The organism is Oxynema mangrovii CENA135, assembly GCF_016632315.1.
Taxonomy (GTDB): domain Bacteria; phylum Cyanobacteriota; class Cyanobacteriia; order Cyanobacteriales; family Laspinemataceae; genus Oxynema; species Oxynema aestuarii.
The window spans coordinates 1,596,283-1,617,804 of sequence record NZ_JAEOXH010000001.1 but is presented as its reverse complement, the minus strand read 5'-3'; the positions used below and the strand labels follow the sequence as shown (position 1 = coordinate 1,617,804).

The 21,522-nt window shown below is 53.2% G+C and carries 19 protein-coding genes; 3 read left to right on the top strand and 16 right to left on the bottom strand.

Annotated features, from left to right (window positions below; genetic code table 11):
* Window positions 1-153 precede the first annotated feature (153 nt).
* Window positions 154-354, top strand: coding sequence for a hypothetical protein (locus JJD41_RS06465; protein WP_200665207.1), 201 nt, complete (start codon window positions 154-156; stop codon window positions 352-354).
* A gap of 398 nt (window positions 355-752) precedes the next feature.
* On the opposite strand, the gene JJD41_RS06460 is transcribed toward JJD41_RS06465, so the two are convergent.
* On the bottom strand, window positions 753-995 hold the full coding sequence (locus JJD41_RS06460) for a hypothetical protein (protein ID WP_200665206.1): 243 nt from the start codon (window positions 993-995) through the stop codon (window positions 753-755).
* A gap of 243 nt (window positions 996-1,238) precedes the next feature.
* On the opposite strand from JJD41_RS06460, the gene psb28 reads away from it, so the two are divergent.
* Window positions 1,239-1,592, top strand: a complete 354-nt coding sequence (gene psb28 / locus JJD41_RS06455; protein ID WP_200665205.1) for a photosystem II reaction center protein Psb28 — start codon at window positions 1,239-1,241, stop codon at window positions 1,590-1,592.
* Window positions 1,593-1,692: 100 nt separating this feature from the next.
* On the opposite strand, the gene JJD41_RS06450 is transcribed toward psb28, so the two are convergent.
* The 13 genes from JJD41_RS06450 to JJD41_RS06390 all read right to left on the bottom strand — a co-directional run bounded on the left by JJD41_RS06450 (window position 1,693) and on the right by JJD41_RS06390 (window position 16,954).
* Complete coding sequence (locus JJD41_RS06450; protein ID WP_200665204.1) at window positions 1,693-1,863, bottom strand: hypothetical protein; 171 nt, start codon at window positions 1,861-1,863, stop codon at window positions 1,693-1,695.
* A 228-nt stretch (window positions 1,864-2,091) separates the two neighbouring features.
* Window positions 2,092-2,544 (bottom strand): SH3 domain-containing protein, encoded by a 453-nt coding sequence (locus JJD41_RS06445; protein ID WP_200665203.1) that lies wholly within the window; start codon window positions 2,542-2,544, stop codon window positions 2,092-2,094.
* A complete protein-coding gene (locus JJD41_RS06440) occupies window positions 2,541-4,073 on the bottom strand; it encodes an AAA family ATPase (protein ID WP_200665202.1) in 1,533 nt (510 codons plus the stop codon). Before JJD41_RS06440 ends, JJD41_RS06445 begins: the two co-directional genes overlap by 4 nt.
* Window positions 4,074-4,164: 91 nt before the next feature.
* The gene (locus JJD41_RS06435) at window positions 4,165-4,677 is read right to left on the bottom strand and encodes a YceD family protein (RefSeq protein ID WP_200665201.1); all 513 of its coding nucleotides are present in this window, start codon (window positions 4,675-4,677) and stop codon (window positions 4,165-4,167) included.
* Between the two features lie 92 nt (window positions 4,678-4,769).
* Window positions 4,770-5,243, bottom strand: a complete 474-nt coding sequence (locus JJD41_RS06430; protein WP_200665200.1) for a Jag family protein — start codon at window positions 5,241-5,243, stop codon at window positions 4,770-4,772.
* Window positions 5,244-5,259: 16 nt separating this feature from the next.
* Window positions 5,260-6,432, bottom strand: coding sequence for a membrane protein insertase YidC (gene yidC, locus JJD41_RS06425; protein ID WP_200665199.1), 1,173 nt, complete (start codon window positions 6,430-6,432; stop codon window positions 5,260-5,262).
* A gap of 538 nt (window positions 6,433-6,970) precedes the next feature.
* Window positions 6,971-7,366, bottom strand: coding sequence for a PH domain-containing protein (locus tag JJD41_RS06420; RefSeq protein WP_200665198.1), 396 nt, complete (start codon window positions 7,364-7,366; stop codon window positions 6,971-6,973).
* Entirely contained in the window at window positions 7,353-7,799 is a 447-nt protein-coding gene (gene rnpA, locus JJD41_RS06415; protein ID WP_200665197.1) for a ribonuclease P protein component, read from the bottom strand. The genes JJD41_RS06420 and rnpA overlap by 14 nt, the downstream gene beginning before the upstream one ends.
* Window positions 7,789-8,010 (bottom strand): hypothetical protein, encoded by a 222-nt coding sequence (locus tag JJD41_RS06410; protein WP_200667363.1) that lies wholly within the window; start codon window positions 8,008-8,010, stop codon window positions 7,789-7,791. Before JJD41_RS06410 ends, rnpA begins: the two co-directional genes overlap by 11 nt.
* A complete protein-coding gene (rpmH, locus tag JJD41_RS06405; protein WP_168569279.1) occupies window positions 7,952-8,089 on the bottom strand; it encodes a 50S ribosomal protein L34 in 138 nt (45 codons plus the stop codon). The genes JJD41_RS06410 and rpmH overlap by 59 nt, the downstream gene beginning before the upstream one ends.
* Before the next feature lie 121 nt (window positions 8,090-8,210).
* Window positions 8,211-8,717: a DUF2808 domain-containing protein gene (locus JJD41_RS06400; RefSeq protein ID WP_200665196.1), complete on the bottom strand. Its 507-nt coding sequence runs from the start codon at window positions 8,715-8,717 to the stop codon at window positions 8,211-8,213.
* Window positions 8,718-9,085: 368 nt separating this feature from the next.
* On the bottom strand, window positions 9,086-10,375 hold the full coding sequence (locus tag JJD41_RS06395; protein WP_200665195.1) for a serine/threonine-protein kinase: 1,290 nt from the start codon (window positions 10,373-10,375) through the stop codon (window positions 9,086-9,088).
* Window positions 10,376-10,651: 276 nt separating this feature from the next.
* Entirely contained in the window at window positions 10,652-16,954 is a 6,303-nt protein-coding gene (locus JJD41_RS06390) for a hypothetical protein (protein WP_200665194.1), read from the bottom strand.
* Window positions 16,955-17,524: 570 nt separating this feature from the next.
* On the opposite strand from JJD41_RS06390, the gene JJD41_RS06385 reads away from it, so the two are divergent.
* On the top strand, window positions 17,525-17,683 hold the full coding sequence (locus tag JJD41_RS06385) for a hypothetical protein (RefSeq protein WP_200665193.1): 159 nt from the start codon (window positions 17,525-17,527) through the stop codon (window positions 17,681-17,683).
* A 12-nt stretch (window positions 17,684-17,695) separates the two neighbouring features.
* Here JJD41_RS06385 and gcvP read toward each other — a convergent pair whose 3' ends face one another.
* Together gcvP and gcvH are read right to left on the bottom strand one after the other, a co-directional pair.
* Window positions 17,696-20,638: an aminomethyl-transferring glycine dehydrogenase gene (gene gcvP, locus JJD41_RS06380; protein ID WP_200665192.1), complete on the bottom strand. Its 2,943-nt coding sequence runs from the start codon at window positions 20,636-20,638 to the stop codon at window positions 17,696-17,698.
* A 444-nt stretch (window positions 20,639-21,082) separates the two neighbouring features.
* Window positions 21,083-21,472: a glycine cleavage system protein GcvH gene (gcvH, locus tag JJD41_RS06375; protein ID WP_168569272.1), complete on the bottom strand. Its 390-nt coding sequence runs from the start codon at window positions 21,470-21,472 to the stop codon at window positions 21,083-21,085.
* Window positions 21,473-21,522 lie beyond the last annotated feature (50 nt).

Sequence of the window (21,522 nt, the reverse complement as noted above, 5' to 3'; positions counted from 1 at the left end):
GGATCGAGATCGGTTGAAGTTGTGACGGCGATCGCGTCAATTCTACAGAACGATCGCCCCTTTTTTTGAGTAGAAATCACACCAATAATGTTGGCTATAAATCAGAATGAATAGGATAGGATCGCAGTAGAAAACAATCTCTTGATAACGAAAATGCAACTTTCATCTTATATGCCTCAAGTCCCCTTAGAAGAACTGTACGGTCAGATCATGTTTTCTAACGTGGTAACGCCTACGGACCGCCAGCAACTCAGGGCTGCTTTATTAAAAGAATGTCTCAGCGAAGACGAGAAAGCGATTGTGGATCGTATTCTTTACAACGTGCGTCGAGGTTGGTTGCAAATGGTGGAATGAAAGGGGGCGATCGGTTTAATTTCTTGAACGATTAACGCAAAAAAATAGATTTAAAACAGCGACTTTTGAGCTTGAAGTCACTCGTATCATAGGGGTGCCGCGAACGCAGATAAGATAGATTTTGTAAAAAAGCATCCTTGATATTTGCCTGCCTCAATTGGCCTCAATTGTGGCTCGATGGTGGCGCATGAGGGCGATTCTCCCTTCGACGGATCCCCCGCAGAGCCAAGCTCGACCGCCATGCCCGCACTTTTTCCCAGCACGAGATGTCAGCCGCTCGATGGACGGCGATCGTCTTTAATCATTCAATAATTTGCTCGTTCCTGTTGCAAGCTAACGGTTGCTCCGGTCGCCCCTATCCAGGATCCGTTGAGATCCCCTCGATCCCCGAACCGGGTTCAAAGTAAGTAGTGGACTTGATTGGGATCGCTGAAATGATGGCGAATTTTCTCCGCCGCTTTCCCCGAAAACCGGAATTCTTTCAACTCCATTTTGCCCGTATCCGTTTTAAAGGAGGCTTCGGACGCGCCCATCAAAATGACGACATAGCTTTCTTCTTCCGAGCCATTGTCGGCATTGAGTTCGACGGCAGCAATATAGTCGGTATTGAGAACGATATCGCCAATTTTGAGAAAACCCATGACTGATGATTCGATTGAGTTGGAGTGAGTAACGGAGGCAAGGAGAGGATTGCGCGATTTTTTACCGTTCTAAATCGCAATAGCTTCGCAATTTAAAAATTAATTAACAAGTAATATTTTATTAAAAGATTTAACAAAACATCATGTTTGATTTGAGCTTCGATCGCGAGCTTCTTGGAAAGCGATCGCCCGCCACTCGAAAGTGATAAGCTTGAGGAAAATCAAGATAATAGGTCTAAGAAAATGAGCGTTTCAGTTCAATTTATTCAAGGATTAGATGAAGAAATTAGCGGCATTAGTTTGCGAAAACGTCGCGACACGGGGACGAAAATGGTGGTCTTATTTTTCGAGCGGGTAGCGGCGATCGAAAAAGGACGCAGTTTCGTCAATCAAGTGGATAAGTTATTTTTGCGCGACGAAGAAGGGGAAATCCAAGTCAGTCCCAACGGGATCAAGTTTACCTTTGTCGATGACGATACCTTATCGCAAGCGGAATGCTCTTTTGACGTGCATTCGGAAGCTTGGGAACGGGTGATGCGCTTCTTCCATCGCTATGCCGACGTCCACGGTTTCGAGTTTAGCGAGCCGAATATTTAGGGGCAAATCCAGGGGCGATCGCCAAAATTTATCCGTGAATAATCACTGAAAACCCCCCATCCCGGAGATCGAGGAGGGTTCGATCGCTGACTCGAAAGGATTAGAGCAGTGCATCGCAGATCAACGCGGCTACGACGGCAAATCCGGTAATCCCCAAGGCAACGAGGGGATGTTGGCCTTGGCCGACCGCAAACGAAGTGACGATCCCCGCTCCTAATGCGGCGGTAACGGCGGCTGTCGCCCAATCTTTATTCGAGTTTTTATCGTACATATTCAAAATTGAAAAAGCCGATGATTGTTTGGGAATGGAGTTACCCTAGCACCTCCTTTCCACTTACAAAATAGGAACGGCTCATTTTGAAATTTATATTCAAGTTTTGCTAATTTTCTTAACATTTCCCCTTCCCGCCGCGAACGGCATCAAAAAACCGCTTGGTAAGCGGTTGATAGGGAACGGCCAAGGTCAAGGGGGTGGGCCGGGAAGTCGGGCGCCCTTGAATTAGTCCATCGGTTCTGTATTGCCGCCTTTGACCCAGCCGACTTGATTGCCACCTTCGACGCGAATTTTTTCCCATTCCTTATCGTCGGTGGATTCGACCACGACAATCGTGCGGTTGAACTCGATCCCGCCGATCGAGTTGGCATCGTAGCTGGGGCGATCGCGCAAAATCAGGCCGTCGGGCCAGGTCACCCGCGCCAAGTAGGCGCCGGGTTCGAGTTCGCGGGTCTGGGGCTTCGACGCCGTGCTGGCAGCTTGGCTCTTTTGAGAGCCGCCACTCCCGGCCCCTTCCGTGGTTTCGACCGCCGGAGTATCGTTGGCAAAGGTCGGTCGTTCGGGAAGGGCGGTTAATTTGGTGACGAAATAGAGAGCTGCCGCCACGCTGCCCCCGGCGAGAATGACGATCGCCAAGAAAAAGCCGAGGATAAACTTGAGGACACCAGAAAGACTCATAAATCGGATTCGGGCTTGTGCAGTTGACGTTGCATCCGACTCCTCAAGGGAGTAGATCGAGAAGCGAGGCGAGCTTTGCCTGCCGCCGCCCAATCTTTCAAAAACTGGATTTGTTCTTGAGCCGTGCGCGCCAGAGGGACGATTTGACTGGCGGCTTCTAAAATATCATCGGTGGTAAAGTCCCGATTTTGGCTGAAGCCGATATGCATCGCTTCAATCAGAGACTGTTCGATTTCGGCTCCCGAAAAATCCGGGGTTTCGTAAGCCAGTCGTTCTATATCATAGTTGTTCGGATTGTGGGGACGCAATCGGGAGAGGTGAACCTCGAAAATCGCCTGGCGCTCCTCTTGGTCGGGCAGACCGACGAAGAAGATCTCGTCAAATCGACCTTTGCGGAGCATTTCCGGTGGCAGGGAGCCGATGTTGTTGGCCGTGGCGACGACGAACACCGGGGAGGTTTTTTCGGCGAGCCAGGTGATAAAGGTGCCGAAAACTCGGCTGGTGGTGCCGCCGTCTCCCTTGCTGTCGAAACCGGAGAAGGCTTTATCGATTTCGTCGATCCAGAGGACGCACGGCGCCAGGGCTTCGGCCACTTGAATCATTTGGCGGGTGCGCGATTCCGACTCGCCGACTAAGCCGCCGAACAGGCGTCCGACATCGAGACGGAGGAGGGGCAGGTGCCAGTGGTGGGCGATCGCCTTCGCGGTGAGGGATTTTCCGGTGCCTTGGATCCCGACGAGGAGCAAGCCGCGCGGGTGAGGCAAGCCGTACTGACGGGCGCGATCGGAAAACGCCCCACCGCGACGCAGCAGCCAGTCTTTGAGATTGTCGAGACCGCCGATATCGGAAATCCGCTCGGTGGCGGGGTAGAATTCCAGGATTTGGGTTTGGCGGATGATCGTGCGTTTTTCTTCGAGGATCAGTTCGAGGTCGTCCGGTTCGAGTTGACCGTGGGTGGCGATCGCCTTCGCCAGCACCCGCCGAATGCGCTCGGTAGACAAGCCTTGACAGCAGCGCACCACTTCGTCGAGAAATTTGCTCTCCGGGGCGCTTCCCGTGGCGCTCAGCAGACGTTCGACTTCTTCCCGGATTTCTGCAGCGACGGGTAAGGGAAAGTCCAAAACGGTCAGCACTTCGCTGAGGTCTTCGGGAACGGCGAGTTGAGAAGAGACCAGGACCAAATTTTTCGGTTGGGATTTGAGTAATTTGGCCAGATTGCGAAGTTTGCGCGAAATGGCGACATCGTCTAGGAAGCGGTGGAAATCTCTCAGGATGAAGATCGCGGGAGCCGAGGCGGGGAGTTTTTCCACAAATTCGAGGGCTTGCAGGGGATTGCGTCGTCCGAAGCCCGTATCGTTGGGATTGCCTTGGTACCCTTCGACAAAATCCCAGATATAGACGGCTCGATTCCCCTGACGGCGGGCGCATTGGGAGATCGCGTTTTCAAGGCGTTCTTCTTCGCGCGTGGCAATGTAAATCGCCGGATAGCGCGCGCGTAGGAGCAATTCAAATTCTTCCGCGAAACTCATGAATTTCAGATTGAGCGACCAGATTGAGCGACGATCGCCCCGCGCCACCGAGGGCTTGAGGGGCGTTGAAATCGGAGGCGATCCCGTGGAACTAACTCGGCAATTGTTTTTTGAGTTCTTCGAGGGCGGCCCATCGGCGATCGGTCGGCGGCGAGGGGAGCGGTTCGGATTCGGAGTCCACCGCAATCCCCTGACATCCCTCATCGCACAGTTGTCTCAAGGGAATTTCCAAACATAACTGCTCGTAAATCCACTCTTGAGGGTCGAAATAGCCTTCCGAGGAGACGGTTTCGACGAGATCTTCCAAGTCGGTTTCTCGTTCGAGCGGGCCGTTGGCGCCGCGATCGCCCCCTTCGTCGAGCCAAATAATTTCCGAACACTCGACTTTGAGACGGTGATTGTACTGTTGCAAACAGCGATGACAGGTCAAGGTGACGATCGCTTCCGCCTGTCCGCTTACGTCTAAGTAATTGCCGCGATGCTGCACCCGCACCTGACCGCGAACGGGGAGCAACGTTTGCAAATCGAGAATAAACTGCTCGAACGGGATGACTTCGGTTCGATCGGGAGCTTTAGCTAGTAAGGGAATGTAGATAGGTTCCATCGCGATCGCTCTCTCCTCGGGCGTCTGGGGTGGCAAGCATCTGAACCGGGGACGGGAGGCGAACCCCGTTCCCTCCAGAATCGGAGCATCGCTTAACGAGGGCAAACGACGAGGCGCCGATTCGGTTCTTCTCCCCGGGAGTAGGTTTTTAAATCGGCATATTCCTTTAACAAGTTGTGGACTTGTCGCCGTTCGGCGGAGGACAACGGTTGCATTTCAAACTCTTCGCCGCTTTCGCGAACCGCTTGCGCCGCTTGTTCGGCCAAAGTTTGCAATTCTTGTTGGCGCCGTTGGCGGTAACCGTCTAACTCGATCGTATAGGCGGCTTGTTCTTCCGAGGGCCGACCGAGATTGAGGGTGGTATTGGCGAGATATTGGATGGCGTCGATCGTTTCGCCGTTGGCGCCGATGAGAAGTTCGATTTGCTCGGCGCTGAGGTTATCGCGATCGACATTCAACCAGTAACAATCTACGTCCTGACGGGTTTCGACCCCTTGAGGCAAATTGGCCAAGCGCAACAGTTGTTCTAACCACTGGCGACCGCGTTGCATCTGAGTATCGTTCATGGGTTTCTATCCGGCTTTATTTCTTGGATTTACCCGATTCTTTCGATTCTTTCTTCGAGCGACCCGAGGACTCAAAAGGCAGGGATTCACGACCTTTGCCGCCGCCACTGGTTTTTTCTTGAGCTTCGACTAACTTCTGGAGGTTTTCCGGAAGCGGTTCGCGCGACAAAATGAACGTTTGCAGGGTTTGGAAGATGTTGGCGATCGCCATGTACATCAACACCCCGGCGGGTAAGGGGAAGAATAAAAACATCCCGGAAAACAACACTGGAGTCAACTTGTTGACCGTGGCCTGTTGGGGATTGTCAGTCGGCGCCGAGTTTTGACCGGAGAGCAGTTGGTTCACGTACAACGTGATGCCGAAAAACAGAACCATGCTCAAAATATCCCAGTGGATCGTGCCGTCGTCGGCAACCGCACCGACGCGACCGAGGGCTTTGATAAACAAAAATCCTTTATTGGCGGCCAAACCGGGAATCATCCCTTGCACGGTCACTTCTCCGGGCTGGAGCGCTTCGATCGTCCCGTCGGGATTAATTTTGACTCGATCTTCTCCTTTGACGACTTGCCAGGAGGGTTTGAGATCGGTGTCGGGATATTGTGTGGTGAGTTCTTGTAAGGGCTTACCTTCTACGGTTTGAAACTCAATTTTGGTTTTTTCCCCAACCGCGAGTTTGGTGCCTCCCGGCAACAGAGCCGCAATTTTGGCATGAACCCCATCGGCAATGTAGATATTTTGGGGATTGGTGGCGAATGCCTGGGGTTGAATGCGTTCGATTTGTTCGCGCGGGAAAATCTCGATATTAAGGGAGTAATTGATATCGGAAAACGGCGATCCTCTTAAGGTTGCAAATAAAGCAAACAACACTGGCATTTGCAAGAGGACTGGCAAGCATCCGGAAAGCGGATTTCCGAATTCTTTGTAGACCTTTTGCATTTCTTCCTGCTGCTTGGCAGGATCTTCTTTATAACGTTCTTGTATTTCTTTGACCCGTTTTTGCATCACGGGTTGGGTGACTCGCATCCGACGCATACTCCGGATTGACTTCGCACTCAAAGGGTAAAGTGCAAAGCGAATCACGAGGGTCAGGGCGACGATCGCCAGACCGTAACTCGGCACGATCCCGTAGAAAAAATCCAGGATCGGCAACATCACGTTGTTGGAAAGAAACCCGACTCCAAAGTCCATTCGCTCTATATCAACCTGCGCGCTGTAGAAAGTTGTTCGACTTTGACAGTCCCACGCCTGAAGGCAGTGGGATTCTTGGTTCAACGACAAGACTTACACATTCAACCGGGAAGCCAAATGTCCACAGATCCTCATCTCCCCAAGCGTTCGTCCCCATTTCAGGGAACCTGTTCCGGTCTGCCCGACCGTACAGTAGAGTTCAAAAATCTTAAGTCTGCGTACTTGACCCTTGAAGCTTTTACCCACACGAGCTATTCTCCATGTGGAACCGACAAGCTTCAGTTTTCAAGGTTCTCATCTTCCGATGTCAGGTTTTTAACGAGGTGAGTTCCCTCTACCTAAAGCGCAATTTTAGCAAGGAATGGAGGAGTTGTGCCTCACCTCCATTCAAGCCGGGTTTGGCTTGGTCGAGGGTTCGGTTTTAGACGCAAATTCTATTGATAACGTCAATCCCATCAAAGCCTGAGTGGGGTTGAGGAGCGTCCTGGCGCGATCGCGTTCGATTCCGACGCCCGAGGTCGCACCCGTTCACTTGACGTTAACGACTGCCCAAGGCTCCACTCGCTTGTTTGGCTTTCGCAGAAAGTTTGTCGGTGATGTAGGCATAAACCTCGCGAAATTTGGGGATCGCTCGCAATTCGAGGCGGGATCCGTCGGCGATCGTAACCACCATATCGCCCCACAAGCCGAAGCCGCGAGGAACGGTCACGATTTTGACAATTTCCGAATACACGATGTCGGTGCGATCTCGTCCCAACCAGCCTCCCGTGACGGTAATGCGGCGGTTGGTAATCCGATAGCGCAACCACAACGCCCGAACGATCGCCCCAATGGTCAGGGGCAAACCGACGATTGTCAACCCGAAAAGCAGGTTCAAGATCAAATCGCCAGGATGCGGTCCGCTTTCGAGATAAATATCTTCACGGATGCCCATTGAGTACCTCTGCTTGTGCCAACAACTGCTCTAATTCTTGCAGAAGTTGGCGATAATTGCACTCGCGCCCCTGGGGGCGCACGACGATGACCACATCCCAACCCGGCGCTATTCGGGGCAGAAGCTCCCGACAGGCCCCGCGCAACTGACGCTTGATCCGATTGCGAATCACCGCTTGTTTGCTCACTTTCTGGCTGATGGAAATTCCCATGCGCGTCGGTAACTTGGGCGAGCTATCTTCCGGCGAAGGGACTGGCGGGTTGCCACCTCGTCGCTGTCGGGGGTCTCGATTATCCGACAGGCGGACTTCGAGCGAGCCGGGTTTTCTGCGCTTCGCCCTCACGCTCAAATGCTTGGACTGACGGCGCAAGCCCCCTCGATAGACGGCACTAAAATCATGACGGTGCTTGAGTCGATGCACTTTAGGCAACACGGCATTCTTGGGGATCTGTGGCTCGCTCTCGATTTCGATGTCGCCTCGGTTCGAGGGACCAATTCGGCGATCGCGGCGATCGCGGCGCCCCACTCAGGTGACCGTCGCCCCTTACCGACGACTCGCCGAAGTTCGCATCCGGGAAATGCTGCTTAAACTGACAAACGATGCCGCCCTTTTTTGCGGCGAGCCGCGATCGTTTTTTGGCCATTTTTGGTCCGCATCCGCACTCTAAAGCCCGATACTCTTTTTCTTTTGCGGGAAGTGCCGTGTAATGTACGCTGAGTCATAAAGCTTTACTCCACGAAGACCAGTTTAAACGTAAAAAGTCACAAATGATGATTGTATCATCGATACGCAAAAAACCCCACGATCGCCGTGGGGTTGCTGCCGAGTGGAGTGGGTTCGATTTCAGTCGATCGCCAGTACCCAAGTCCCTAGATATTGCGGAAGCGGCGGGCCGCCGGGAGTGACGATCCGGCAGTTAAAGTTAAACATGCCGCCAAACCGGGGGTTTTGAACGTCCGAAAGCACGATTTCGATATCTTTGTTCGCCGGAATCGGCTCTAGGGGATAAATTTCAATCAAGCGGTTTTCCGGATCCCAGAGGGCATCTTGGATTTCGATGGTTTCGTCATCGACTTTGACTTCGATCTCGTTGCTGTCAAATTCGCCATCAAAATAGTCGGGATAGGTAATTTGAAACTGCAGGACGGCCCAGTTAACTTTTTTGGCGGGAATTTTTAACCAGTAGCGATCCCAGGTGTCTGCTTTACCGCGCTGCAAACGATATTTGAGTTCGTATTTGCGCTCGACTCCTCCAAAAATCGTCCATCCCGAGGTTTGCGACCAACTCGGCGCGATCGCCCCTCCAAGACATAAGGCAGTAACGGCGAGGACAGATAAAATGCGTTTCATAGATACAACTCGACAGTAATATCGACGGTGAAAGAGCGACTAACGGGCGACAACCCAAGCGGGTTGAGTTTAGCGGGTTGAGTTGGACTCGGAGACATCCTGGCTACTGTGGGATCGAGCGGCGATCGCCGTTGGCGGGCGATCGATCGCCGATCCAGTAGGTATTATATCCTGTCTTTTTCAAGGCTTTGGGCAATCTCTCGGGAAGTCAGGTGGGGGATTTTAGAGTTTGGATGTTTAGATTTTAGATGAGGGGGCCGAGAATGAGGCGAGTTCGATCTTGAAGATCGCTTCGGGTTCGAGCAAAGTTCCCCCCGTCGCGGCTTTTAGAGGGGTGCATACCCAGTGTGAATTAGGTCTAAAACCGTTCAAAATACGCATTTTTGCACCCTCGACGCCAGAAAAGGCCAAAACCGCCCGCGCCGTCCCCACGTGGGTAAATGACCTTCTGGAGCGTCGATCGCGAATTGTAGCTGACCCGAGGGTAACCAGGATTGTCCCTGTCGCCAGCCGACACGATCGCCGAAGGCATCGTAATCTTTATCGAGACTGCGCCATAGTTTATTCTGCACGCTAAACCCGAATTTTCCTTGAGAAGCTTCTACCCAGAGGCGATCGATGATTCGTAAATCGCGACAGGGGAAGTTTTTGAGGTCTAAACTGTTAATTTTGCCTTCTTGTTCTCGACCGCAGACGCAGAGAAATAAACGAGCGGTTTCGCGATCGGCTTCTTGCCATCGACGGGAGGCGAGTAGGTCTTGTAAATGGCTGTAATCGAGACCCACGGCGGAATTCCAGCCCCTGGGAGTGGGGGAGAACGTCTCGGATCCCTCGTCGGTCTCGAAGAGCTGCAACCATTGGGCGATCGCCGCCGGACGGGAGCAGGGATTTAACGCCATTCCGGCGAGGATAGCGCGGTTGGCGCGATCGCTCAATTCGGGATTGAGCTGTTGGGGGGGGACGAGAGGATCCGGGCGACCTTTGGCGATCGCGCGATCGCGCGCCGTCGCCGACTCGGGAACCTGGGCCGTCACCAGAGAATACAGAGTCGCCGCCAACCCGTAAACGTCCGTATAAGCGCCACGTAACGCCCGTTGGTCGTACTGTTCGAGCGGTGCGAAGCCGCGAGAACCGTAGACCGGATGCTCTTCCACGCGATCGCGCACGAACTCTCGCGCCAGTCCGAAATCAATTAACACCGCATCCCGGCGGTCTTGACGCAGCAAAATATTAAACGGTTTGAGGTCCCGATGGAGGAATCCGCGATCGTGCAGGCGATTGAGTGCATCCCCTATTTGACCGATGTAGCGCACTGCGTCGGCTTCCGGTAAAGCGCCTTCGCGTTCGATCGCCGTCGCCAGATCGATCCCGTCGATATATTCCATCACCATACACCAGGTTCCCTCTTGCTCGATTAACTCGTAAACCCGGACGATATGGGGATGAGTGAAACTCGCCAACAAATCCGCTTCGCGCAAAAACTCCTGTTTGAACTTGGCAAAATCCCGCCGTTTTTTCAGGGTATCTTTGAGAGTTTTCATCGCAAACGGGCGGGCTTTTTTATCTCGAATTAAATAAGTGACACCGAAGCCACCCGTTTCTAACAGTTTGTCGATAATATATTTATTTTGAATAATATAGCCGCGTTTCCAAGCCATAGTAGGGATTTTAGATGTTAGATTTCAGGTTTTAGATCGAAAGATATTGACATGAGATCTTTACATAGGGGGACTCCGATCGCCGTGCTACAGATGTGGGGTGTTTCCCTATTGTCTTCTTCCTTGCCACAAAAATAGCCACCCCATCCAATTTCTGAATTGAAACCGTTGGGGTGGCGCGATCGCATCGGTCTTTTTACCGATGCTCCTGAGTGTGACATCTCCCCAAGGGAGAGGCAGCAAGGAAGATCCCCACTGCCTAAAACAACTCGGACGTTAAACCATTGCGGTTTGTTCTTCCATCGTCGAATCTTCCGGTAAACCGACGCCGAAGCGGTAGTTAAACGCTTGGACGTTGGTAATTTCCTCGATGGATTGAACCTTGTAGAACTCAGTCAACGCGCCAGCATTTTCGCTGACATAGGCTTCCGGATCGAAATCGCCGAGGGCGATCCCTTGTTCGAGACCGACGCTGAGGGCGTATTCCATCGTCAACGAGTAGCTGACTTCTTCAATCGTCGTGACTTCTTTACCTTGCTCTTGAGCGAAGGCTAAGAGAGCATCGCTGTTGGTTTGACGGTACTCGGCGAGGTCGAACAGGTCGGAGGGATTTTGACCTTTTTCGAGACCTGCGCCCGTGATGTAGTCAAACAGTTCGTTATTGGCGATATCGCCGTCGCCGTTCGTATCGATGAGGGTGGTATCTTCGGCGATCGCGTCGGCGTAGAATTCGCGATACCATTCGAGATCGACCGCCGGAGAAGTATTCAAGCCCTCTTCGATCCCGCCACTCATCATGTAGTTGAACGTCTGCTCGTAGCTGAGATTGTAGACGTTTTCAACGCGGTAGTTGGCTAAGGCGCGATCGCCCAAGCTTTCGCGATAGTAGTCGAATTGGGCGAATTGTTCGAGTTCGAGGCCGATTTCCAAGCCTTTGGTCAAAGCGAAGGTAATCACCTCTTGTTCGCTCAATTCCGCCGTTCCGTCATCGACATTGAGGTCGAAGAAGAACGCCAACTCGTCTTGATATTGTTCGGCGTATTGTTCGACATTGAAATCTTCGATCGCCAATCCTTGCGGTAAAGCCACAGTGTAGGCGTGTTCGAGAATTTGAACGTCCGTAACTTGTTCGATAGAGACGCCAAATTGGGAGGTCAGTTCGGATTCGTACTGCTGGCGGTAGAACTCGAAATCGATTTCGTCGGACAGACCGCCGTAGAGGTAATCCGCCACCAGCCATTGATTGAGGCTGGTCACTTCGGTCAGTTCCAGACCGTAGTGCTTCGAGAGTTCGACCGCGAATTCTTGACGCAGATATTCGACTTCAACAAATTCAAACGGATCGAGTCCTTGTTTGAAGCCTTCACCGAACATGAATTTGATAATTTGTTTCTCGCTGAGCGAGTTGACATCAAATTCAACCGTGCTGCCATCGGCAATTTCGCCAGTATTTTTGGCAGTTTTCGGCTTTGCAGTTTTCGGCTTGAACGTACCTGTTTTAAGTTTGAGCGAACCGCTCTTGAGTTTGAGACCCTTGCTTCCGGTTTTCCCTTTGAACGAACCACTCTTGAACTTGCCCGAACCTTTGGTGAACTTGACCGAACCGCCTTTGAGCGAACCGCTCTTAATCTTGAGCGAGCCCGTTTTCAGCTTGCCAGAAGTGGTTTTACCGGAACCGCTCTTAATCTTGAGGGTGCCTTTTTTCGTATCGCTATCCGGACCGAAGAAGGCGATCAATTCGGCTTCGTAAGCTTGACGGTAGCCTTCAACATCGATCGCGCCCAGTTTAACTTGGTCGGTTTCAAAGAAGGCTTTAAATTCGGAACTGAACGAGATATTGAGAACCTTCTCGATACTCAGACTGGCGACTTCTTCGACGCTGCTGATGCCGAAGTTGGTCAGTTGGTCCGCACTGAGTTGCTCGATTTGATAGCGCAGGTACTCGACATCGAGTTGACCGAATTCACTTTGCACCCAGTCGAGGGCAAATTGCGAGCCTTCGGCAGAGAGCCATTGGGCGATCGCCCCGGTGTAAACTTCGCTGTAGTAAGCGACATTTTCCGCCGTCGCCGCCGTCAGCAACTCCTGTCCTTCGCCGAGTAAGGCGGCAAAATCTTCGCTGGCGACCAAGCTAGCGACATCGGCATCGGTCAAGTCGGAAATTTCGGTAATTTCCGTGGCAAACAGTCCCAAACCGTTGAGATCGGCGATCGTCAGCGTCGCTTCTTCGCCGGAGACGAACTGTTGCAATTGATAGCGAACGAAGGCGAGATCGACCTGTGCAAAGTCGCTGTTAAAGGCTGCAAGTACGTCTTCGTCACTCACCGTGGCGGCGTCCCCGACCACCTCTTCGACGGCGACACCGAGGGACTCGGCAATTGCCGCGCCATACACTTCGCGGACGAACGTCACGTTCACCGTCTCGGAGACCGTGAATTCCAAGCTGGCGCTGGCTTCGGTCAGTAACGTCGTGAATTCTTCTTGAGAGACCAACTCGACCAATTGAGCGTTACTCAGCGCCGAGAGGTCTTCGACATCCGCCGAGATTAACGACGCTTCGGCGAGTTGGGTCAGGGTAATCGTCCCTTCCGTCACTAACTGGGAGATTTGGTAACGGACGTAAGCGATATCCAGACTGCCCGCTTCTGCGCCAATCCACTCCGTTACCGCTTCTTCGCTGGTCGCCGCGATCGCCGTTCCGTAAGTTTCGCCGATATACTCGAGCTTGACATACTGTTCCACCGACAGGCCGAGTTCGGCACCTTTACCGAAGATAAAGTCGCGAACCAGCTCCACATCGAGTTGCTCGACCTCGCTCGCCTCAATCTCGAAATACTGGGCAATCTCGGCACTGTAGGCGCTCGCGTAGCCCGCATAATCGATCGGCGAAAGGTCGAACCCTTCCAGGCTAAACCCGTCTTGGCTGAAGACTTCCGAATAGACGTATTCGAGAATCTGAACGTTAGTGATTTCCGAGATCGAAGTCGCTTCGCTGTAGAAGGCGAGCAAGTCTTCGCTAAACTCGGCGCGGACATACTCGTAGTTGACATACGAGGAAATCCCGTTAAAGGCAAAGTCGAGAACGACTTGAGCGCTCAGATTCGCGACTTGAGCGACATCGCCACCGAAGAACTGTTGTGCCAGTTCGGCGCTATAGGCTTCGCGATAGAACTCGACATCTTCGACGTATTGGGTCACGTCGATCCCGAGTTTGAAGCCTTCCTCGACTAAGAAATTACGGATTTGAACTTGGGTAATCTCTTCCACGGCGACGCCGAAGAAGCTTTCGAGTTCGGTGGATAAATCTTGGGTCGCTAATTCGAGATTAAACGGCGATAAGGCGATACTGGCGTCGAACCCTTCCGTCAAAACGTAGAGGCGCAGTTCGTCGTCGTCGAGGTCGGCAACACTGACCCCTTCTGTGGTGGTGCGATCGCCGTAGAGTTCTTTATAGTAATCGATATCGATATAAGGCGCCGCATCGCCAAACACGAACTCGATAACGTCTTCGTCGCCGTAGCTGCCTTCAAACGTAGCTTCTAGCGCTTGCGAGTACAGCTCCTCGTAGTAGGAGATCTCGACATGTTCGCTCAAGCTCAACTCGAGTTTGAGACCTTCCGTAATCGCAAATTGATAAATTTGCTGCTCGGTAATCTCCTCAATACTTTCGACTTCGTAGTATTGAATCAGCTCACTCGAATAGGTTTCGGCGTAACTGGTAAACTTAAACGCCGAAAGAGTTTTTCCTGCATCGGCTAACTCGCCCAACGCAAAGGATTCAACCTGTTCGACGGTCAGTTCGGCGACGCTGACGCCGTAAAAAGCTTCCAGTTCGGCAGCATAAGTCATCTGCACGAACTTGACATCGACGAAAACGCCTTTCCCGTCGTCGAAGACATTCTTAATCAGCTCGGTATCGCCGAAATCGGCAACACTCTCGATGTCGTAGAACTTGCGGATTTCTTCGCGATAGAGTTGCTTGGAATATTGCAAATTCACGAACGGCGACGGATTGAAGCCTTCCGCGAGTCCTTTGGTCGTGATGAATTCGAGAACTTGCTCGAAGGTATACTCGGCACCAAATTCGGCGGTCAGTTCCGCCCCGAAGACCGCTTTAATATAACCGAACGCCACGGCGGCGGAAGGACTCAAGCCTTGTTGCAGACCCGTGGTACTCAGGAAGGTGAGGATTTGAGCGCTGCTGAGTTCTTCGACGGACTCGACGCTGAAGGCGGCGGTCAGTTCTTCGGCGTAGAGGGCTTTGAAATAACCCACCCGCACGAACGCGGAAGGACTCAAGCCTTCTTGCAAGCCTTCGCCATTGGCAAATTGGAAGATTTGCTCGTTGGTGATTTGGTCGATGGAAACGCCGTATTTCGCTTCTAACTCGGCTTTGTAGGTTTGCTTGTAGAAGCTGAAGCTAAAGAATGGCGAGGGGTCGTTCCCGCTAGCGATGCCTTTGTCGAGGACGAATTCGAGCAGTTGCGCGTTGCTGATTTGGTCGATGGAAACGCCGAATTCGGATTCGAGTTGCAGTTTGTACGCGGAACGGTAGAAGCTGAAGCTGACTAACGGCGAGGGGCTGATGCCTTGTTCCAAGCCTTCGCCACTCATGTAGTCCAACACTTGGGCGTTGGTGAGTTCTTCGACGGAGGTGTTGAAGAACTCGGCCATTTGAGCGCCGTAAGCGGATTTGTAGAATTCGACATCGGCAAACGGAGAAGCGGCTAAGCCTTCACTCGCTAAGAAGTCTTGAATTTGACCGATTTGGTCTTCGGTGAGTAAATCGGGGTTCTCGAAGTCGAAATCGGGGAATTCGGCGGCGAGTTCGTCGCCGTAGGTGTCGAGGGCGTAGTCGAGGTCGAATAAGGGGGTAGCTGGGGCGCTGTCACTCTCGTCCGGGGTGTCGTTTCCGGGGATACCGTCATCGACTTCGGGGAAGTTGTCGTCGAGGGGAGGTAGGGTGTCGGGGTCTTGGGTGATGTCTTCGCCTTCGCCTTCTGCGCCGTCGTCGCCTGCGTCGTCGCCTGCACCTTCGCCGCCGTCTACATCTTCCCCTGCATCGTCATCGCCTTCGAGGTCGTCGTCGAGTTCGCCACCGAGAAGGAGGTCTTGTCCGGCGCTGCTGCTGAAGTATTCAAACAGGGCTTCGACGCTAATTTCGGAGAAGCTGGAAACGTTGAAGATTTCGAGCAGTTGGGATCCGAAGTTGGATTCGATCAGGTCGAGACCGAAGGAGTTGGAGGTTTGGAAGCCTTCGGCGATCGCCACGCTGAAGACGTAGGAGAGAAATGATAAGCTGTTAATCTCGGTAATTTCGCTGGTTCCGAAGAAACTGGCGATCGCCGCGCTATTCTCTTCTACAAAGAAGCTTAAATCGATCAACGGATGGATCGATCGCAGTTCTTCGACACCGAATTCGAGCAGGTGTTCGTAAACGGTGGTTTCTCCCGCTAAAACGGCGAGATTGACGTCTTGATTGAGTTCTAAATACTCGCTGACGCTGAAAATCGAGCTGAATTCGCGACTTTCAAACCGTCCGAAATAATAGAAATGATCGAAGGCGGTGGTTTCTCCCGCTTCGACCGCCTGGGCCACGTCTTGGTTGAGTTCTAAATACTCTTTGACGCTGAAGAACTTGCTAAATTCCCGCTTTTCAAAGCGTCCGAACCCTTTAAAGTGATCGAAGGCGGTGGTTTCTCCCGCTTCGACCGCCTGGGCCACGTCTTGATTGAGTTCGAGATAATCTTTGACGCTGAAGAATTTGCTGCATTCGCGCTTTTCAAAGCGTCCGAACGCTTTAAAGTGATCGAAAGCGGTGGTTTCTCCGACTTCGACCGCTTGGGCCACGTCTTGGTTGTATTCGAGATAGCTGCTGACGCTGAAGATCGCGCTAAATTCGCGCCGTTCGTAGCGTCCGAATTGCAAGAAATGCTCTTCGGCGGTGGTGATTCCCGCTTCGACGGCGGCGGCGACGTCTTGGTTTAAGGCGAGATAGAGTTCTTGGTCGAAAACTCCCGAGGCTTCGAGTTCTTCGACTTCGGCGCTCATCTCGTCGGTTTGCATGGCGCCGTCGCCGGATTCGTCGAGGTCGTCGCTACTTTGGGACCCTTCGATGTCGTCGTCGCTTTCGCTACCGACTTCAACGCTATCGTCGGCGGGTTCTTCGCTACTGGGCTCGGTTTCGGCAGTGGTTTCGCTGCTTTCTTCCGTGGTCTGTTCTTCGGTTGCGGTCGATTCCACGGTGGTTTCGCTACTGGTCTGAGTTTGAGTATCGGGGCTGGGTTCGGCGCTGGGTTCTTCTACCGTTTCGGTGGGTTCCACAGTGGTTTCGCTACTGGTCTGGGTTTGAGTATCGGCGCTGGTTTCTTCTACTGTTCCGGTGCTAGTCGTTTCCAGGGTTGCAGTTTCTTCCGTTTCTGTTGCTGTTGCGGTTTGGGTTTCTCCGACGATCTCTTCGATGGTTAATTGAGGCGCATCGGTATCGCTGGTTTCGGTTTCGGAAACTTCTCCTTCAGTCTCCGAGGTGACGGGTTCGCCCGTAATAATATCTCTAATTTCTTCTTCGGAAATTTGCATTTATCTGCTCCGTTAGTTTCGAGTCCATCCAAATTTGCTGCACCCCAAGCAATTTTATTGAATGGTGTCCGACTTTGGCTATACCCTGTTGACGGCGGTTCCCATCAATTATGTTCCTCCTCTGTCTATTTTTTATTTTTATTAGTCGGCAGAAAATCGAAACCCCTTGCGGTTCAACCTTTTTAAGGAGGGGAGATCCCCTTGCAAAGCCAGTAAGTTTGGAGAATTTATCGACAAAAAAAGATTGCCTGTACGCCAATCTTTCAACATTGCTGTAGCTTGTCCGTAGTTTTTCGGAGCGGTTTGACAATCTTGAGAAAAGTTTCGTTTGAAATCGCGATCGCTCGGTGTTTCTTCGGATACAAAACAATGCGATCGAATTTTTTTGAGATCGTTCGCAGATCGCAGTAACAAAACTTACAATTTTATGCATTTTGAGGATATTTTTAGTTTTTAAATCTTTTAAGATCTATACTTTGGTGACATCGAGCTTGGCGCGATCGCCCCTTCCTGTACAGTTTAAAAATAGATCGGTTTAAAATAAATCACTCGATAACAAATTAACTGGAGTTGGTATCTAAAAACTCATCAACGATCGAACCGCCGACGGGCGATCGCGATCGCCCCTCCCACTGCATCAGCCTGGGGAGGCGACCCCTACAAATAGAGATCGCCTCGCTGACTCAAGGGACGGAACCGATCGCGCGGATGTTCCATCCCCGGGCGTAGCCTTGCCAGCGCTCACCCCTCGGTATAACTCTCCATCGGGGCGCAAGAACAAACGAAATTGCGATCGCCGAACGCATTGTCAATCCGTCCGACCGGGGGCCAGAACTTGTGTTCCCGGGTCCACGGCGACGGATACACCCCCCGTTCGCGGGAATAGGGACGATCCCACTTGTCGGCGATCGCCACCTGAGCCGTATGGGGCGCGTGTTTGAGCGGATTATGCTCTCGGTCGAGACTTCCCGCCTCGATTTCGGCAATCTCCCGACGAATGCCAATCATCGCATCGCAGAAGCGGTCTAACTCCTCCTTAGACTCGCTCTCCGTCGGTTCGACCATCACCGTCCCCGCCACGGGCCAAGACACCGTAGGAGCGTGAAACCCGTAATCCATCAAGCGTTTGGCGATATCATCCACGGCAATATCCGCAGTTTTCTTCAACTCGCGCAGGTCCAAAATACACTCGTGGGCGACCAACCCGGACTTTCCTTTATACAACACCGGATAAGACTCGGCGAGACGGGCGGCGATATAATTCGCATTCAAAATCGCGAGGCGACTGGCTTCGGTCAGCCCTTGCGCCCCCATCATCGCAATATACATCCAAGAAATCGTGAGAATACTCGGACTGCCCCACGGCGCTGCCGACACCGCACCGATGCTCTGGTCGCCGCCGAGTTCGACCACGCCGTGACCGGGTAAAAAGGGGACGAGATGCGATCGCGCCCCAATCGGGCCCATCCCCGGACCGCCGCCGCCGTGGGGAATACAGAAAGTTTTATGCAAATTCAAATGACAGACATCGGCGCCGTAATCCCCCGGACGGCACAATCCCACTTGAGCGTTCAAATTCGCCCCGTCGAGATAAACCTGACCGCCATAACGGTGAACGATGTCGCAAATTTCCTCAATCTGCTCTTCAAACACGCCGTGAGTGGACGGATAGGTCACCATCAGCGCCCCTAAATTCTCGGCGTGTTTTTCGGCTTTCGCCTGCAAGTCGGCAACGTCGATATTACCGTTGTCGTCGCAAGCGACCGCCACCACTTTCATCCCGCACATCACCGCACTCGCCGGGTTAGTTCCGTGGGCCGACGTCGGAATCAAGCAGATGTGGCGGTGTCCTTCGCCGCGATCTTCGTGATAGGCGCGAATCACCTTCAGTCCGGCATATTCTCCTTGAGATCCCGCGTTCGGTTGCAGGGAAATGCCGCTAAATCCGGTAATTTCCGCGAGCCAGGTTTCTAGTTGTTGGAATAAGATTTGATACCCTTCTGCTTGGGATTTGGGGGCAAAGGGGTGCAGCTTGCCGAATTCGGGCCAGGTCACCGGGAACATTTCGGCGGCGGCGTTGAGCTTCATCGTACAAGAGCCCAAGGGAATCATCGAGGTCGTCAGGGAGAGGTCTTTGGTTTCGAGGCGTTTGAGATAACGCAGCAGTTCGGTTTCCGAGTGGTAGGAATGAAAGGCGGGATGGGTGAGATAGGGGCTGCTGCGGGCGAACGGGGCCGGATAGCTGTCGTCGAGTCCGTCGGCAAGGTCTTCGAGGCTGAAGGGGAGGGATTCGCTTCCGGCGAAGATTTCGAGCAAGTCGATTAAATCGCGCTCGTTGGTGGTTTCGTCGAGGCTGACGCCGACGGCGTTTTCGTCGAAGACGCGCAGGTTAATTCGGCGGGCGGCGGCGGCTTCGAGGATTTGTGGGAGGGGTCTGGTGTTGAGGGGAACGCGCAGGGTATCGAAGAAGGGGCGATCGCCTAAATCGTAGCCCAAGCGTTTCAAGCCTTGGGCTAAAATCGCCGTGGCGCGGTGGACGCGGCGGGCGATCCGTCGGATGCCTTCGGGACCGTGGTAGACGGCGTACATGGAGGCGACGACGGCGAGCAGGACTTGGGCGGTACAGATGTTACTGGTGGCTTTTTCCCGGCGGATGTGCTGTTCGCGGGTTTGCAGGGCTAAGCGTAAGGCGGGTTGACCGTCGGCGTCTTTGGAAATACCGACGATGCGACCGGGGACTTGGCGTTTGAATTTTTCCCGGGTGGCGAAATAGGCGGCGTGGGGGCCGCCGTAACCGAGGGGAACGCCGAAGCGCTGGGTATTGCCGACGGCGATATCGGCGCCGAATTCGCCGGGAGGGGCGAGCAGGGCGAGGGCGAGGAGGTCGGCGGCGACGGTGACGAGGGCTTTGGCGTTGTGGGCGCGTTCGACGAACTCGCGGTAGTCGTAGAGGGCTCCGTCGCTGGCGGGATATTGCAGGAGGGCGCCGAAAATGGGGCGATCGAAATCGAAGGTGGCGGGGTTGCCGACGAGGACTTCGATGCCTTGGTGGCGGGCGCGGGTTTGAACGACTTCGAGGGTTTGGGGGTGGCAGTCTTCGGCGACGAAGAAGGTGTTGGCTTTGGTTTTGCAGGCGCCGTGACTGAGGGTCATGGCTTCGGCGGCGGCGGTGGCTTCGTCGAGGAGGGAAGCGTTGGCGATTTCGAGTCCGGTCAGGTCGATAATTAGGGTTTGGAAGTTAAGCAGGGCTTCGAGCCGTCCTTGGGCGATTTCGGCTTGGTAGGGGGTGTAAGCGGTGTACCAGCCGGGGTTTTCGATGATGTTGCGTTGGATGACGGGGGGGGTGATGCATTGGGAGTAGCCCATGCCGATAAAGGATCGGAAGATTTGGTTTTTGGCGGCGATTTCTTTGAGGTCGGCTAGGGCGTCGTACTCGCTACGGGCGGGGGGGAGGTTGAGGGGCTGTTGGAGGCGGATGGCGGCGGGGATCGTGGCGTCGATCAGTTCGTCGAGGCTATTACAGCCGATGGTTTGGAGCATTTGGGCGATCGCCTCCGGGGTCGGTCCGTTGTGGCGGCGATCGAAGGAATCGGTAATGTCGAGGAGGGACGGGGAGGTTGAGGTCGGGGTTTGCACGGGCTGTTCGACCCGTTCTTTGTTGGTGGTGCTATTCAAATTGAGCATAGAACTTTGACTGTGATGGATGGACAGTTGGGGTTGGATAAGGGTTGAGCTTCCTCGCCGCACGATCGCGGCCAGGAGAACGGAACTCGCCAGTGAATTCGTTCTCTGGTGGAGCGATCGCCTCTCCACGGCGGTGGAGGCCGAACCTCGGTCAGTTTAGGGGAATTCGCGATCGCCTGCCAAATTTCAAGTCCCGGAAAGGCTCGATTTCACTAGCTTTTTTCCGGTCTGCACGTCACCATTCCGGCGATCGATCTCGGGAATAATTAACATTTTGCAACAATCTCTGAGGAGTTGCCAGCATTGCCCGGGGATCCCCCCCATTTTGGCCGTTCGTTCGTTAAAACAATCGCCCTGGGGCGATCGCTGCGATCGAAACTCCAGGGCGATGTTAATTAGATCCGGGATGGGGGTCGGAAAACAGCAACGATGGCGAGGCTTTTTCTATTCCCCCTCCACTTGAGCCCGATATTCGTCGGCGGAAAGGGCTTCGTCGAGTTCGTCCGCATCCACAATCCGAATTTTGAGCAACCAGCCTTCTCCGTAAGGATCTTCAGATAATAATTCTGGAGCATCCACCACTGCCTCATTGCGTTCGACGACGGTTCCGGATAGGGGAGGATAGAGATCTTCGACGGCTTTGACCGATTCTACCGTTCCGAAACTTTCACCTTTTTCCAAGGCTTCGCCAATATCGGGCAGTTCGATAAAAACGATGTCGCCGAGTTGGTCGAGGGCGAACGCACTCAAGCCAATGGTGGCAATTTCGCCGTCGAGACGAACGTATTCGTGACTGTCGAGATATTTGAGATCGTCAGGATATTCCAAGGCCATTTGGGGTCCTCACACTAAAAAGATTGGAAAAGATGGGAAATTTTACTCCT

Bases quoted from the DNA above. Each gene is read 5' to 3' on its own strand.
- JJD41_RS06465 (WP_200665207.1), top strand. From the start codon at position 154: ATGCAACTTTCATCTTATATGCCTCAAGTCCCCTTAGAAGAACTGTAC.
- JJD41_RS06460 (WP_200665206.1), bottom strand. From the start codon at position 995: ATGGGTTTTCTCAAAATTGGCGATATCGTTCTCAATACCGACTATATT.
- psb28 (WP_200665205.1), top strand. From the start codon at position 1,239: ATGAGCGTTTCAGTTCAATTTATTCAAGGATTAGATGAAGAAATTAGC.
- JJD41_RS06450 (WP_200665204.1), bottom strand. From the start codon at position 1,863: ATGTACGATAAAAACTCGAATAAAGATTGGGCGACAGCCGCCGTTACC.
- JJD41_RS06445 (WP_200665203.1), bottom strand. From the start codon at position 2,544: ATGAGTCTTTCTGGTGTCCTCAAGTTTATCCTCGGCTTTTTCTTGGCG.
- JJD41_RS06440 (WP_200665202.1), bottom strand. From the start codon at position 4,073: ATGAGTTTCGCGGAAGAATTTGAATTGCTCCTACGCGCGCGCTATCCG.
- JJD41_RS06435 (WP_200665201.1), bottom strand. From the start codon at position 4,677: ATGGAACCTATCTACATTCCCTTACTAGCTAAAGCTCCCGATCGAACC.
- JJD41_RS06430 (WP_200665200.1), bottom strand. From the start codon at position 5,243: ATGAACGATACTCAGATGCAACGCGGTCGCCAGTGGTTAGAACAACTG.
- yidC (WP_200665199.1), bottom strand. From the start codon at position 6,432: ATGGACTTTGGAGTCGGGTTTCTTTCCAACAACGTGATGTTGCCGATC.
- JJD41_RS06420 (WP_200665198.1), bottom strand. From the start codon at position 7,366: ATGGGCATCCGTGAAGATATTTATCTCGAAAGCGGACCGCATCCTGGC.
- JJD41_RS06410 (WP_200667363.1), bottom strand. From the start codon at position 8,010: ATGGCCAAAAAACGATCGCGGCTCGCCGCAAAAAAGGGCGGCATCGTT.
- rpmH (WP_168569279.1), bottom strand. From the start codon at position 8,089: ATGACTCAGCGTACATTACACGGCACTTCCCGCAAAAGAAAAAGAGTA.
- JJD41_RS06400 (WP_200665196.1), bottom strand. From the start codon at position 8,717: ATGAAACGCATTTTATCTGTCCTCGCCGTTACTGCCTTATGTCTTGGA.
- JJD41_RS06395 (WP_200665195.1), bottom strand. From the start codon at position 10,375: ATGGCTTGGAAACGCGGCTATATTATTCAAAATAAATATATTATCGAC.
- JJD41_RS06390 (WP_200665194.1), bottom strand. From the start codon at position 16,954: ATGCAAATTTCCGAAGAAGAAATTAGAGATATTATTACGGGCGAACCC.
- gcvP (WP_200665192.1), bottom strand. From the start codon at position 20,638: ATGCTCAATTTGAATAGCACCACCAACAAAGAACGGGTCGAACAGCCC.
- gcvH (WP_168569272.1), bottom strand. From the start codon at position 21,472: ATGGCCTTGGAATATCCTGACGATCTCAAATATCTCGACAGTCACGAA.